Origin of the sequence: Burkholderia sp. Ax-1720 (assembly GCF_011753035.1) — a bacterium.
Classification (GTDB): Bacteria; Pseudomonadota; Gammaproteobacteria; order Burkholderiales; family Burkholderiaceae; genus Burkholderia; species Burkholderia gladioli.
In genome coordinates, this window is record NZ_VWWK01000174.1 from 1 (window position 1) to 14535 (window position 14535).

Genomic DNA, 14535 nt, shown 5'->3' on the forward strand with positions numbered 1-14535 from the left:
CCGGCCGCCGCCACCAGCAGCGCCGCGAACAGCAGCACGCCGAGCGCGTAGCCGAGCCAGGCGGTGCGGCCCGCCTCGCCCCACTCGCGGCGCAGCACGCGCACCGGCGGCACGCGCGTGAGCGGCATCAGCGGCGGCAGCGCGAAACCCAGCAGCAGCACCAGGCCGGCACCGATACCGACCAGCGCGGGCACCATGCCCGGCTGCGGCAGCACCACGTCGATCAGGCTGCCCAGCGCGGCCAGCAAGGCGAGGTGGCCCGCGTAGCCGAGCGCCGCGCCCAGCAGGCCCGAGCCCAGGCCGAGCGCGATGAATTCGAGCGTAAACAGCCCGGCCAGCGTGCGCTGGCTGGTGCCGAGGCAGCGCATCGCCGCGCAGCCGTCGAGATGGCGGCGCATGTAGCGCTGCGCGGCCATCGCGATCGCCACCGCCGACAGCAGCGCCGTGAGCAGCGACACCAGGGTCAGGAAGTGACGCGCGCGATCGAGCGTCTCGCGCACCTGCGGCTGCCCTTCCTGCAGCGATTCAAGCGCGACGCCGCGCAGCTTGCCGCCGTCCACGCGCTGGTGCGCGAGCTCGGCGAAGCGCGCCACCGCCGCGTCGGGGCCCGCCACCAGCAGGCGGTAGGTCACGCGGCTGCCATAGCCGACCAGCCCGGTCGAGGCGAGCTCGTCCTCGCGCAGCATCAGGCGCGGCGAGAAATTGACGAAGGAGAAGCCGCGATCGAGTTCGCGCGTGATCGCCGCCGAGATGGTGAAGGTGCGCTGGCCGACGCGCACCGCGTCGCCGACCTTCAGGTGCAGCGCGTCGAGCAGCGCCGGATCGGCCCACACGGTGCCGGGCGCGGGGATCGACTCGGCCGGGCGCCCCGGCGCGCTCGCGGTACCCGCGATCTCGACCCGCCCGCGCAGCGGATAGCTGCCCGACACGGCCTTCACGGCCGCCAGCCGCGACGGCGCGTTCGCGCCGGTGCCGCCGACCATGCTGGGAAAGATCGCCGTGGAGGCGGTGGCGAGGCCGTCGGCGCGCGCTGCGGCGGCGAAGGACGAATCGACGGGATGATCGGCGCGCACCACGAAATCGGCGCCGAGCATCTGGCGCGCATCGCGCTCGAGCCCCTGGCGCAACCGGTCGGACAGGAAACCGACGCTGGTCAGCGCGGCGACCGCCAGCACCAGCGCCAGCACGAGCAGGGTCAGCTCGCCCGAGCGCCAGTCGCGCATCGTCATCCGGATCGATTGCCGTACCAGTTCGCCCGGCGTGAGACGCGCGCCGCGCGCGGCGCGCCCTGCTTCATGCTGCTTGGTCAATCCCGCTTGCCCCCGAGTGAATTGAAACGCGACACCATCTGGTGCGCCATGCCGCGGAACCCGCCCGACACGCCGCGCCAGAGCCGGGGCAGCGCCCAGGCGGCGAAGGCGACGAAGCCGACCATCAGCAGCAGGAACAGCAGCGGCACGAAGAAGGCCAGCGCGAGGCCCGCGAATACCAGGCCGTCCTCGGTGGCCGAGGCGATCCAGTTCGAGATCGGCTCGGGCGAGAGGTTGATCAGCGCGCGCGTGCCGGCCTTCGCGACATGGGCCGAGCCGGCCAGGGTGCCGCCGGCCAGGCCCGCCACCGCCAGCATGGCGGGATCGGCATGGCCGAGCGCACCGGCGGCCAGCACGGCGCCGGCCGGAATCCGGATGAAGGTATGGATCGCGTCCCAGAGCGAATCGAAGGCGGGGATCTTGTCGGCGAGGAATTCGGCGATCGCCAGCACGGCGGCGGCGCCGATCACCCAGGGAGACATCAGCACCGTCAGCGTGTCGGGCAGGTGCACGAGGCCGGTACGCGCCAGCACGCCGGCGATCAGTACCGTCAGATAGAGGCGCAGCCCGCTCGCCCAGGCGAGCCCCGCGCCGAGCGAAATGGCCTCGACCATGTGCGGTCTCCTTGCGCGTGGTACGCGCCTGCCGGCGCGGCGGCCGGCTGAACGGAAGCGCCGCCGGCGCCCGGACGGGCGGCCGGCGGCGTATTTCCGAGAGAATGTTCCTGCATTATAGACGCGGCGCAGCACGCGCCGCTCGGGAACCACCCGAGGCCGTGCCCGGCGCGCAACGGCGCCGGCGCGGGCAGGAACTCAGGCGGCCGAGGACAGCTTCAGGCCGATCAGCCCGATCACGATCAGCGAGGCGCTCGCCACGCGCGCGAAGGTGACGGCCTCGCCCATCAGCAGCACCCCGAAGATGAAGGCGCCGACCACGCCGATGCCGGTCCACACCGCGTAGGCGGTGCCGAGCGGCAACTGGCGCATGGCCACGGCGAGCAGCACGAAACTGCCGATCGCGGTGACGATGGTGAAGACCGACGGCCAGAGCCGCGTGAAGCCTTCGGACGACTTCATGCCGGCAGCCCAGGCGATTTCGAGAAGACCGGCGATGAAAAGCAGGATCCAGGACATGGGAACACTCCACTGGGAAGGACGGGGCCGTCCCCGTGGATTGAATTGACGCGCCGGGACGTCCCGGGCAGTGGCGGATTATAACAAAGTGCTTACGGAGCGGCAGCGACGCCCCTGCCGGCGACAGGGGATGTCGACGAAGAATCGGGGCAGCATCGGCTGCGCCGCGGCTCCCCCCGCCCCTTGCGCCTGCCTCGCTCAGGCCGCGCCGACCAGCCGGTAGCCCACCCCGGTTTCCGTCACGATGTGCTCCGGCTGCGCCGGATCGGCCTCGAGCTTCTGGCGCAGATGCGCCATGTAGATGCGCAGGTAGTGATGGCTCTCGACATGCGAAGGCCCCCACACGTCGCGCAGCAACTGGCGGTGGGTCAGCACGCGGCCGGCATGGCGCACCAGGGTGGCCAGCAGCCGGTATTCGAGCGGCGTGAGATGCACCGGCTCGCCGCCGCGCGTGACGATGCGCAGCGCCAGGTCGACCTTGACCGCGCCGAAGCTCACGCTCGGCGTGTCGTTGGCCCCGCCCAGGTTGCGCCGGCGCAGGTGGGCGCGGATCCGCGCCAGCAGCTCGGACACGCCGAACGGCTTGGTCAGGTAGTCGTCGGCGCCGGCGTCGAGCGCGGCCACCTTCTCGTCCTCGCGCGTGCGGGCCGAGAGCACGATCACCGGCAGCTCGGACCAGCCGCGCAGCTCGCGGATCACGTCCAGCCCGTCGGTATCGGGCAGGCCGAGATCGACGATCACCAGGTCGGGCTTGCGCGTGGCGGTCTCGATCAGCCCCTGCTTGCCGGTTTCCGCGTCGAACACCGCGATGCCCTCGGCCTCGAGCGCGGTGCGCACGAAGCGGCGGATCTGTTTTTCGTCTTCGATCAGGACGACGGTCAGCGTCGGTTCACTCATGGTCGGCATTCTTGGGGGATGGCGAAAGCGGCGCCCCGGCATCGGTGGCACCGGGCACGTGGCGCGAGCCGGCGGCGTGGTCGTCGCGCCGGGGCGCGTCGATCGCGTCGACGTCCTCGGCCTCGTCGATCGCGTCGGCCTCGTCGACATCGGGCACGGGCGGCGGCGCGTCGACCGGCAGCGTGAACCAGAAGCTCGCGCCGGCCACCGAGCCGTCCGGCGCGAGCCGGTTGCGCGCGCCGATTCTACCGCCGTGCGCGTCGACGATCGCCCGGCAGATCGCCAGGCCCAGCCCGATGCCGGGCGTGGCCGATTCCTTCTCGCCGCGCGTGAACTTGTCGAAGATGCGCGCCTCCATGCCGGCGCGCAGGCCCGGGCCATGGTCGTCGACGCTCACGCGCACGAAGGGCTTGCCGTCCTCCTCGATCGCCTCGGCGCCGATCGTCAGGCCCGTGCCGGGCGGCGTGTACTTGGCGGCGTTCTCGAACAGGTTGGCGAACAGCCGCTCCATCAGCACCGCGTCGGTCTGCAGCAGCGGCAGGTCGGCCGGCAGCCGCACCTGCACCGGGTGCCGCGCCAGCACGCGCTTGCAGGCCGCCAGCGCGGCGCCCACCGTCTCCTCCAGCAGCGACCACTGGCGCTTGAGCTGCAGGCTGCCGGCCTGCAGCCGCGCCATGTCGAGCAGGTTGGTGACGATGCCGGTCATACGCAGCGCCTCGTCGTGGATCGCCTCGACCAGTTCGTGCTCGCGGTCGGCGGGCTGGTCGCCGTCGCCGGCGGCAGCCTCGTGGCCGCCGGCCGCCGCCGGCAAGGCCGCCGGATCCGCCGCGGCCGCCGCGCCCGCCTTCGCCCTGGCCGCATCGGCGTGCATGCCGGCCAGCATCGACGAGAAACCGACGATGGTGGTCAGCGGCGTGCGCAGGTCGTGCGAGATCGCCGACAGGAGCGAATTGCGCAGCCGCTCCGACTCCATGCTGACCAGCGCGTCGCGCGCGATCTCGACGTAATGCACGCGCTCGAGCGCCAGCGCGATCTGCGCGGCGAAGGCATCGAGCATGCGCTGCTGCTCGGGCGCGTCGAGCTCGCGGCTATCCTGCGTGACCACCGCCAGCACGCCGCGCGTGCGCATCGGCGCCTTCAGCGGCAGGTAGCGCGCCAGTGCCGCCGGCAGCGTGTCGGTGCCGCGCCCGGCCGGCTTCTGCTGGTCATAGACCCACTGCCCGACATCGGTATCGAGCGAGGCGCCGGTCAGCGTCACCGCCTCGTCGGGATTCTCGATCTTCTGGCGCACCTGGTCGGCGCCGTCGGGCAGCAGCATCGCCACGCGCGCGCGGAACACCTCGGCCACGTGGCGGCTGCCGATCTCCACGATCTGCTCGGCGGCGAGCGCGGCGGCCAGCTCGCGCGCCATCGCGTACATCGCGCCGGTGCGCCGCTCGCGCCGCTCGGCCACGCCGGCCGAGCGCGTCAGGCTGGAGGTCAGGTGGCTGATCACCAGCGAGGTCAGCAGCATGCCGAAGAAGGTCAGCAGGTACTGCGTGTCGCTGACCGACAGCGACATGCGCGGCGGCACGAAGAAGAAATCGAAGGCCGCCACCGACAGGAAGGACTGCATCACGCCCGGCCCGCGCCCGAGCCTGACCGCGCTGAACACCACGCCGAGCAGGTACAGCATCACCAGGTTGGTCAGGTCCAGGCGCGCCTGCGCGATGGCGGCCACGCCGGTTAGGGCCGCGCAGATCAGCGCGGCCGTCACGTAGTGGCGCGGCGGCGAGCGTTCGCCGGCCAGCCGCGAGAAGGCCTCGCGCCAGGCACGCACGCCCGCGTCGGGTTCGCCGCGGCGCGGATCGTCCTGCGCCGAGGTACGCAGCAGCATCAGGTCGAGATCGCCGGCACGCTCGGCCAGCCGCTCGCCGAACGGCCGCGCCAGGCGCCGCAGCAGGCCGGTGCGCGGCGAGCCGCCGGCCACCAGCTTGGAGACGTTGCGCACCTGCGCATAACCGATCAGCGCGGCCACCGGGTCGGCGCCGGCCAGCGTCACGGTCTCGGCGCCGAGCTCGGCCGCCAGCTTGAGCGCATCGAGCGGGCGGCGCCGGCGCGCATCGTCGAGCCGCTGCGAGCGCGGCGTCTCGACATAGACGGCAATCCAGTCGGCCTTCAGCCCGGCCGCCAGGCGCGCCGCCGCGCGCACCAGGGTGGGCGCCTCGGGGCCCGCGCCGACGCACACCAGCAGCCGCTCGCGCGCCTGCCAGATGCGCGCGATCGAGCGATCGGCACGGTACTCGCGCATCTGCGCGTCGACGCGATCGGCGGTGCGGCGCAGCGCCAGCTCGCGCAGCGCGATCAGGTTGCCCTTGCGGAAGAAGTTGCGCACCGCCCGCTCGGCCTGCTGCGCCATGTAGACCTTGCCGTCGCGCATGCGCTCCAGCAGTTCCTCGGCCGGCAGGTCGACCAGGGTGACCTCGTCGGCCGCGTCGAACACGCGATCGGGCACGGTCTCCCAGACACGAATGCCGGTGATCGCGCCGACCACGTCGTTGAGGCTCTCCAGGTGCTGGACGTTGACCGTGGTGTAGACGTCGATGCCGGCGTCGAGCAGCTCGTGCACGTCCTGCCAGCGCTTCAGGTGGCGCGAGCCCGGCAGGTTCGAATGGGCCAGCTCGTCGACCAGCACCAATTGCGGGCGACGTGCCAGCGCCGCGTCGAGGTCGAACTCGGCCAGCTCGCGCCCGCGATGCGAGACCGCCAGCGGCGGCAGCAGTTCGAGCCCCTCGACCAGCGCCGCGGTCTCGCGCCGCCCATGCGTCTCGACGATGCCCACCAGCACGTCCACGCCATCGTCGGCGCGCGCGCGGGCGGCCTGCAGCATCGCGTAGGTCTTGCCGACGCCGGCCGAGGCGCCGAAGAAGATCTTCAGCCGGCCGCGCTGCTGCCTCTCCTCCTCGCGCTGGATCTTGTCGAGAAGCTGGTCGGGATCGGGACGGTTCATGCGGATTGGCGCGCGCCGGTTGTCGGGAGGCGCTTCATTGTCGTGCCAAATCCCGGAAAAAGAAAAGGCGGCGCAGGAGTGCCGCGCCGCAAAGGAAGTCCGTGCCGGTCAGGTCAGTGCGCGGACTTCGTCGAGTCGAGGGCCAGGTTCAATGCCAGCACGTTCACGCGCGGCTCGCCGAGCAGGCCGAACTGGCGGCCCTTGGTGTTGGCGTCGACCAGTTGGCGCACCGCGTCGGCCGACAGGCCGCGCGCGCGGGCGACGCGCTCGACCTGGTAGGCCGCCGCGGCCGGGCTGATCTCCGGGTCCAGGCCGCTGCCCGAGGCGGTCACCAGGTCGACCGGCACCGGCTGCGACATGTCGGTGCCCGCCGCCTTGAGCGCGTCGAGCCGGCCCTTGACCTGGTCGGCCAGCGCCGGGTTGGTCGGGCCGAGGTTCGAGGCGCTCGAACCCTGGGCGTTGTACGGCATCGGGCTGGTGGCCGACAGGCGGCCCCAGAAGTATTGCGGCGCATCGAAGGGCTGGCCGATCAGCGCGGAGCCGACCGTCCTGCCGTTTTGCTCGACCAGGCTGCCGCCCGCCTGCGACGGGAAGGCCACCGAGCCGAAGGCGGTCATCACCGCCGGATAGACGAGCCCCGTGACGGCGGTCAGCACCGCGAACAGGACGACGAGCGGACGAATCATGGATTTCATGGCGAAGCTTCCTTATACCCAGCCGAAGGCGGCGAGCACGATGTCGATCAGCTTGATGCCGACGAACGGCACCAGGATCCCGCCGAGCCCGTAGACCAGCAGGTTGCGGCGCAGCAGGGTGGCCGCGCCGAGCGCGCGGTAGCGCACGCCCTTGAGCGCCAGCGGGATCAGCGCGACGATGATCAGCGCGTTGAAGATCACCGCCGACATGATGGCCGAGGTCGGGGTGGCCAGATGCATCACGTTGAGCGCATCGAGCTGCGGATAGGTGGTCGCGAAGGCCGCCGGGATGATCGCGAAATACTTCGCGACGTCGTTGGCGATCGAGAAGGTGGTCAGCGAGCCGCGCGTCATCAGCATCTGCTTGCCGATCTCGACGATCTCGATCAGCTTGGTCGGGTTCGAGTCGAGGTCGACCATGTTGCCGGCTTCCTTGGCCGCCTGGGTGCCGGTGTTCATGGCCACCGCCACGTCGGCCTGGGCCAGCGCCGGCGCGTCGTTGGTGCCGTCGCCCGTCATCGCCACCAGCCGGCCCGCCGACTGGTGCTCGCGGATGGTCGCGAGCTTGGTCTCGGGGGTGGCCTCGGCGAGGAAGTCGTCGACCCCGGCCTCGGCCGCGATCGCCGCCGCCGTCAGGCGGTTGTCGCCGGTCACCATCACGGTCTTGATGCCCATCTTGCGCAGCTCGGCGAAGCGCTCCTTGATGCCGCCCTTGACGATGTCCTTCAGCTCGATCACGCCCAGCACGCGCGCGCCGCCGCCCTGGCGCTCGGCCACCACCAGCGGCGTGCTGCCCTTGCGGGCCACGTCGTCGACGGCGCGCCGCACGTCCTCGGGGAAGCGCCCGCCGTGCATCTCCACGTACTGGCGGATCGCATCGGCCGCGCCCTTGCGGATCTCGCGATCCGGCAGGTCGACGCCGCTCATGCGGGTCTGCGCCGAGAAACCGAGGAAGGTCGCCTGCAGGGCGGCCATGTCGCGCTGGCGCAGGTTGAAGCGGGTCTTGGCCAGCACCACGATGCTGCGCCCTTCCGGCGTCTCGTCGGCCAGCGAGGAGAGCTGCGCGGCATCGGCCAGCGCCTCTTCGGTCACGCCCGCGGCCGGCAGGAACTCGGAAGCCTGGCGGTTGCCGAGCGTGATGGTGCCGGTCTTGTCGAGCAGCAGCACGTCGACGTCGCCGGCCGCCTCGACCGCGCGGCCCGAGGTGGCGATCACGTTAGCCTGCATCATGCGGCTCATGCCGGCCACGCCGATCGCGGACAGCAGCCCGCCGATGGTGGTCGGGATCAGGCACACCAGCAGCGCCACCAGGGCGGTGATGGTCACCACGTGGCCGGCCTTCATCGCGTCGACCGAGAAGATCGAGAACGGCAGCAGCGTCGCGGTGGCCAGCAGCATCACGATGGTCAGCGCCACCAGCAGGATGGTCAGCGCGATCTCGTTGGGCGTCTTCTGGCGCTTGGCGCCTTCCACCATGGCGATCATGCGGTCGAGGAAGGCCTCGCCCGGGTTGGCCGTGACCTTCACCACGATCCAGTCGGACAGCACGCGCGTGCCGCCCGTCACCGAGGAGAAGTCGCCGCCCGATTCGCGGATCACCGGCGCCGATTCGCCGGTGATCGCCGATTCGTCGACCGAGGCCACGCCGTCGACCACCTCGCCGTCGGCGGGAATGGTGTCGCCGGCCTCGACCAGCACCACGTCGCCGCGACGCAGCTCGCTGGCGGTGGTGATGCGGATCGGCGACTTCGGATGCGGCTCGTTGAGCTTCTTGGCCATCACATCCTTCTTGGCGCTGCGCAGCGAGGCCGCCTGGGCCTTCGAGCGGCCCTCGGCCAGCGCCTCGGCGAAGTTCGCGAACAGCACCGTGAACCAGAGCCATAGCGTGACCGCCAGGATGAAGCCGGCCGGCGCCTCGGCCTGGCCGAGCAGGGCCGCGATCCAGAGGATCGTGGTCAGCACGCTGCCGACGTAGACGCAGAACATCACCGGATTGCGGAACTGCGTGCGCGGCGTGAGTTTCTTGAACGACTCGACGATCGCCGGGCGCAGCAGCGCCGGGTCGAACATCGATCGTGTAGCGGAATGTTGATTCATCGTGATCCTCGATGGCATCGCGGACGATGCGCGGATACCTTGTTTCCCGTGTTCCTGTTGCCTGTGTTGCGTGGGTTCGCCCGGGCAGGCGAGCGGCGGCACGCGGCGGCCGCCCCGCCCGGGCGCGTCCTCAGTGGCTGCCCGAGAACAGCATCAGATGCTCGACGCCCGGGCCGAGCGCGAGCGCCGGCACGTAGGTCAGCGCGCCCACCAGCAGCACCGAGCCGAGCAGCAGCACCACGAACAGCGGGCCGTGCGTGGGCAGCGTGCCGCTGGTGGCGGCGATGCGCTTCTTGGCCGCCAGCGAGCCGGCGATCGCCAGCACCGGCACGATCGTGCCGAAGCGGCCGAACCACATCGCGATCGCCGTCAGCCAGTTGTAGAACGGCGTGCTCACCGTGAGCCCGGCGAACGCGCTGCCGTTGTTGTTGGCCGCCGAGCTGAACGCGTAGAGGATCTCCGAGAAGCCGTGCGGGCCCGGGTTGGCGATCCCGGCGCGGCCCGCGTCGGCGAGCACCGCGATCGAGGTGCCCACCAGCACCAGCAGCGGCGTGAGCAGCACCACGATCGACACCATCTTCATCTCGTAGGACTCGATCTTCTTGCCGACGTACTCGGGCGTGCGGCCGATCATCAGGCCCGCCACGAACACCGCCAGCAGCGCGAACACCAGCATCCCGTACAGGCCCGAGCCGACCCCGCCGAAGATCACCTCGCCGAGCTGGATCAGCAGCATCGGCACCAGGCCGCCGACCGGCGTCAGCGAGTCGTGCGCGCCGTCCACCGCGCCGCACGAGGCGGCCGTGGTCGCCACCACGAACAGGCTGGTCTGGGCGATGCCGAAGCGGGTTTCCTTGCCTTCCATGTTGCCGCCGGCCTGCAGCGCGCCGGACGACTGGTCGACGTGCAGCGCGCTGAAGCTCGGGTTGCCGCGCTGCTCGGAACCGGCCTCGATGCCCACCGCCACCGCGAAGGCCACCGTCATCGCCGCGAGCACCGCCACGCCCTGCCGGCGGTCGCCGATCATGCGGCCGAACACCAGGCAGAGCGCGGCCGGCAGGATCAGGATCGAGAGGATCTCGACGAAGTTCGAGAACGGCGTCGGGTTCTCGTACGGATGCGCCGAGTTGCCGTTGAAGAAGCCGCCGCCGTTGGTGCCGAGCATCTTGATCGCTTCCTGCGAGGCGACCGGGCCCATCGCGAGGGTCTGCGTCTTGAGCGGCGTGGCCACCGTCACCGGATTGCCCTTGTCGTCCTTGACCGGGTTGCCCTGCGCGTCGAGCTTGGGCGCCTGGTAGCTGCTGGTCTGCAGGGTCGGCACGTCGGTATAGGCGCGGAAGTTCTGGATCACGCCCTGGCTCATCAGCACGCCCGCCACCACCATCGACATCGGCACCAGCACGTAGAGCGTCACACGCGTGAGGTCGACCCAGAAGTTGCCGATGGTCTTCGCGGTATGACGCGCGAAGCCGCGGATCAGCGCGACCACCACCACGATCCCGGTGGCCGCCGACAGGAAGTTCTGCACCGTCAGGCCCAGCATCTGGGTCAGGTAGCTGACCGTCTGCTCGGGCGAGTAGTCCTGCCAGTTGGTGTTGGTGACGAAGCTGACCGCGGTATTGAAGGCGCCGTCCACCGTCATCGGCGCGAACTGCTGCGGGTTGCCGGGCAGCCATTGCTGGATGCGCAGCAGCAGGTAGAGGAAGAACACGCCCAGCACGTTGAAGGCGATCGCCGCCAGCGCGTACTGCTTCCACGACATCTCGGCGCCGGCATCGACCCCGGCGATCCGGAACAAGGCGCGTTCGAGCGGGCCGAACACGCGCAGCACACGCGACGACCCATCCATCACGCGAGTCAGGTAGCCGGCGACGGGCACCGCCAGCGCCAGCAGCACGACGAGGAAGATCCCCGTCTGCAAGAGGTTGTTCGCATTCATTCGATATCCTCCGCACGCAGCAGCGCGTAGACCAGATAGGCGAACAACAGCGCGGTCGACAGCCCCGCGAGCCACAGCATCCAGTTCATTGACGCCCCCCGCGACCATATTGCGAGAGCTTGTCGCACCCCGCGACGAGCGCGACGATCAGCACCGAAAACAGTGCGAGACCGCCTACGTACAGCGCATCCATTATTGTGTTCTCCGTGTTCCTGTTCGAACGGATGCAACCTTATGGGAATGCGCGTAAAGGGCGGGTCAAAGCTCGGAGCGGGTGTGTAAAAAACGCGTAAACGCGAGGTGGGGACGGAGCGGGAAAGGCGGCGGAAACAGCGCGGGCGGGTGGATCAGGAGCACGGCGGCAGGGGCCTGCCATCGCGAAACGCGCGCGCCGGGCGGCGCGCGTGCGGGAACGACGAAAGGATTGGAACGAGGCTCAGGGCAGCAGGATGGTCGAGCCCGTGGTGCGGCGCGCCTCGAGATCGCGATGCGCATCGGCCACGCGCTCCAGCGGGTAGCGCTGGCGCACGTTGGTCCTGAGCTTGCCCGAGCCGACCGCCTCGAACAGCTCGGCCGCGCCCTGCTCGAGGTCGGCGCGCTTGGCGATGTAGGTAAACAGCGTGGGCCGCGTGAAGAACAGCGAGCCGCGCGAGGAGAATTCCTTCGAGTCGATCGCCGGCAGCGGGCCCGAGGCATTGCCGAAGCTGACGAACAGGCCCAGCGGCGCGAGGCTGTCGAGCGACTGCAGGTAGGTGTCCTTGCCGATCGAGTCGTAGACCACCGGCACGCCCGCGCCGTGGGTGATCGCCTTGACGCGCTCGGCCAGGTTCTCGCGCGTGTAGACCACCGGGTGGTCGCAGCCGAAGGCGCGCGCCAGCTCCGCCTTCTCGTCCGAGCCGACGGTGCCGATCACGGTCGCGCCGAGCGCCTTGGCCCACTGGCAGACCAGCAGCCCGACGCCGCCCGCGGCCGCGTGGATCACGATGGTGTCGCCCGGCTTGACCGGGTAGGTGCGGCGCAGCAGGTAGTGCGCGGTCAGGCCCTGCAGCATCAGCGAGGCGGCGTCCTCGTAGCTGATCGCGTCGGGCAGCTTGACCAGCTTGTCGGCCGGCAGCACCCGCTCCTCGGCATAGGAGCCCGGCGGCACGCCGGTGTAGGCCACGCGATCGCCCAGCTCGAAGGTGCTCACGCCCTCGCCGAGCGCCACCACCTCGCCGGCGCCCTCCTGCCCCAGCCCGCCCGGCAGCGGCTGCGGATAGAGGCCGTTGCGGAAATAAACGTCGATGTAGTTGAGCCCGACCGCGTGATGCTTGACGCGCACCTCGCCGGCCTTCGGCTCGCCGACCTCGACCTCGACCCACTTCATCACCTCCGGGCCGCCCGGCTGGTCGTAACGGATTGCTTTCGGCATGCGTGCTACTCCTGGGTTGGATGTTCAGGGAATCCGGCCGTCTGGCGACGGGACGCATGATTCTCGCGCGTTGGCGGATTCCTTGCAGGCGCCGGGCCGGGCGGGGGCGGCGAGGGGCGGCGGCCTGCCGTCAAATTATTCAGACGAATGGATCAAGTTCGCCGTATCCACGTCGTTAATGGTCTGGTCGGCCGAGCCGTGCCGGCTTCCCAACGTGCTGCACATTCAAGCCATAACAAAGGATCCGAGCCATGCGCATGCCCATCATTTCCGCCTTCCTCCTCGCCCTCGCGTCGGTTTCCGCCAACGCGGCCACTTCGATCACGGTCGACGCCAAGCAGAACTGCATCCAGAGCGCGCTCACCCCGGGGGCGCCGTACGGCACCTCGGTGGTCTTCCAACTGGCGCCGGGACGCTACGTGCTGTCGCTGCCGAGCGACAACATGAGCTGCACCGGCGGCAGCCTCGTGCCGGGATGCCTGATCGATACCGTGCATGTCCAGGGCGGCTGGGCGAACGCGCGCTGGGGCGTGTCCGTCAAGCAGCAGCAGCCGACCGTGGTCGACGTGACCGGCAGCACCAACGCCACCATGTGGGCCTTCATCACCGACGACACCTGCAACGACAACAGCGGACAGGCCACCCTGCTGATCCAGCCGGCCAACTGAGCGGCGCGCTCGACTCCGCCCAGCCCAGGCAACCGGAGCCGGCGCGGGTCGGCACCGGCACGCCGAGGTCGCCCGCGCTCAGCCCTTCGCCAGCGTGCGCGTGAGCGTGTCGAGCAACACCCTCGCGGTGGCCACGTTGGTGGCCACCGGCACGTCGTGCACGTCGCACACGCGCACCAGGGCGTTGATATCGGGGTCGTGGGGCTGCGCCGTCATCGGGTCGCGCAGGAAGATGACCATGTGGACACGGCCCGAGGCCAGCTCGGCGCCGATCTGCTGGTCGCCGCCCAGCGGCCCCGACAGCTTGCGCTCCACCTCCAGCCCGTGGGCGCTGGCGATCCGGCTGCCGGTGGTGCCGGTGGCCACCAGCGCGCATTGCGCGAGCGTGTCGCGATAGGCGCCCGTCAGCGCGACGATTTCGTCCTTCTTCGCATCGTGCGCGATCAGCGCGATCCGGGGTGCTTCCATGCGGGTGAATCCTCGTGGGTGGAAACAGGGCCGGCGGTACGCCGCCGGCCGTCAGGGTTCAGAACGTGCCGGGGTAGGAACCGCCGTCGATCAGCCAGTTCTGGCCGGTGATGTAGCCGGCATGCGCGCTGCACAGGAAGGCGCAGGCCGCGCCGAACTCGTCGGGCTGGCCGAGCCGGCGCGCCGGGATCTCCTGGGTGCGGCGCGCGCGGACTTCGTCCAAGCTGGTGCCGGCCGCCTTGGCCGAGGCCGCCAGGGTGGTCTTGATGCGATCGGTGTCGAACAGGCCCGGCAGCAGGTTGTTGATCGTCACGTTGTGCTCGACCACCTTGCGCGAGAGCCCCGCCACGAAGCCGGTGAGCCCCGAGCGCGCCCCGTTGGACAGCGCCAGCACGTCGATCGGCGCCTTCACGGCCGAGCTGGTGATGTTGACGATGCGCCCGAAGCGGCGCGCGATCATGCCGTCCACGGTGGCGCGGATCAGCTCGATCGGCGTGAGCATGTTGGCGTCCACGGCGCGGATCCAGTCGTCGCGCGAGAAATCGCGGAAGTCGCCCGGCGGCGGCCCGCCGGCATTGGTGACCAGGATGTCGGGCTGCGGGCAGGCGGCCAGCGCCGCCTCGCGTCCGGCCGCGGTGGTGATGTCGCAGGCCACCGCGGTGACCTCGGCGCCGGTCGACTGGCGAATCGCCTCGGCGGTGGCGTCGAGTGTCTCCTGGGTGCGCGCCACGATCACGAGCTTCACGCCCTCGGCGGCCAGCGCCTGAGCGCAGCCGCGTCCGAGTCCCTTGCTGGCCGCGCATACCAGCGCGGTCCGTCCTGCGATGCCGAGATCCATTCGAGCCTGTCCTTGCAGTCAGTGGGCGGCCGCGGCCGCTCCGGAGCGCGTCGCCGCCGGCCCGGGGCCGCCGCGCCGGCCGCCCCGCAT

13 protein-coding genes are annotated in these 14535 nt (G+C 70.6%); 1 reads left to right on the forward strand and 12 read right to left on the reverse strand.

Going from position 1 to position 14535, the window contains the following annotated elements; translation table 11 throughout:
* The 10 genes from F3J18_RS30360 to F3J18_RS30405 all read right to left on the reverse strand — a co-directional run.
* Nucleotides 1-1310 (reverse strand): FtsX-like permease family protein (locus F3J18_RS30360; RefSeq protein ID WP_240156461.1); only part of this gene is annotated, 1310 nt, incomplete at its 3' end.
* On the reverse strand, nt 1307-1924 hold the full coding sequence (locus F3J18_RS30365; protein WP_013698896.1) for a DUF4126 domain-containing protein: 618 nt from the start codon (nt 1922-1924) through the stop codon (nt 1307-1309). The genes F3J18_RS30360 and F3J18_RS30365, both read right to left, overlap by 4 nt.
* 198 nt (nt 1925-2122) lie before the next feature.
* A complete protein-coding gene (sugE, locus tag F3J18_RS30370) occupies nt 2123-2443 on the reverse strand; it encodes a quaternary ammonium compound efflux SMR transporter SugE (protein ID WP_013698897.1) in 321 nt (106 codons plus the stop codon).
* A gap of 198 nt (nt 2444-2641) precedes the next feature.
* Nucleotides 2642-3340, reverse strand: a complete 699-nt coding sequence (kdpE, locus tag F3J18_RS30375; protein WP_013698898.1) for a two-component system response regulator KdpE — start codon at nt 3338-3340, stop codon at nt 2642-2644.
* Complete coding sequence (locus F3J18_RS30380) at nt 3333-6329, reverse strand: sensor histidine kinase KdpD (RefSeq protein WP_166915834.1); 2997 nt, start codon at nt 6327-6329, stop codon at nt 3333-3335. The genes kdpE and F3J18_RS30380 overlap by 8 nt, the downstream gene beginning before the upstream one ends.
* Before the next feature lie 113 nt (nt 6330-6442).
* Nucleotides 6443-7024 (reverse strand): potassium-transporting ATPase subunit KdpC, encoded by a 582-nt coding sequence (gene kdpC, locus F3J18_RS30385; RefSeq protein ID WP_166915836.1) that lies wholly within the window; start codon nt 7022-7024, stop codon nt 6443-6445.
* A 12-nt stretch (nt 7025-7036) separates the two neighbouring features.
* A complete protein-coding gene (gene kdpB, locus F3J18_RS30390; protein ID WP_025096487.1) occupies nt 7037-9121 on the reverse strand; it encodes a potassium-transporting ATPase subunit KdpB in 2085 nt (694 codons plus the stop codon).
* 130 nt (nt 9122-9251) lie between these two features.
* Nucleotides 9252-11060, reverse strand: a complete 1809-nt coding sequence (gene kdpA / locus F3J18_RS30395) for a potassium-transporting ATPase subunit KdpA (protein WP_025096488.1) — start codon at nt 11058-11060, stop codon at nt 9252-9254.
* Entirely contained in the window at nt 11057-11149 is a 93-nt protein-coding gene (gene kdpF, locus F3J18_RS30400) for a K(+)-transporting ATPase subunit F (protein ID WP_025096489.1), read from the reverse strand. The genes kdpA and kdpF overlap by 4 nt, the downstream gene beginning before the upstream one ends.
* 347 nt (nt 11150-11496) lie before the next feature.
* A complete protein-coding gene (locus tag F3J18_RS30405; protein WP_166915838.1) occupies nt 11497-12471 on the reverse strand; it encodes a quinone oxidoreductase in 975 nt (324 codons plus the stop codon).
* Between the two features lie 257 nt (nt 12472-12728).
* On the opposite strand from F3J18_RS30405, the gene F3J18_RS30410 reads away from it, so the two are divergent.
* Nucleotides 12729-13139, forward strand: coding sequence for a hypothetical protein (locus F3J18_RS30410; protein ID WP_240154732.1), 411 nt, complete (start codon nt 12729-12731; stop codon nt 13137-13139).
* 78 nt (nt 13140-13217) lie between these two features.
* Here the strand turns inward: F3J18_RS30410 and F3J18_RS30415 are convergent, their stop codons facing one another.
* Nucleotides 13218-13607: a methylglyoxal synthase gene (locus F3J18_RS30415; RefSeq protein WP_166915840.1), complete on the reverse strand. Its 390-nt coding sequence runs from the start codon at nt 13605-13607 to the stop codon at nt 13218-13220.
* Between the two features lie 58 nt (nt 13608-13665).
* Nucleotides 13666-14445 carry an SDR family oxidoreductase gene (locus F3J18_RS30420; RefSeq protein WP_166915842.1) on the reverse strand — a complete coding sequence of 260 codons (780 nt, stop codon included), beginning with the start codon at nt 14443-14445 and terminating at the stop codon, nt 13666-13668.
* Between the last annotated feature and the right edge of the window lie 90 nt (nt 14446-14535).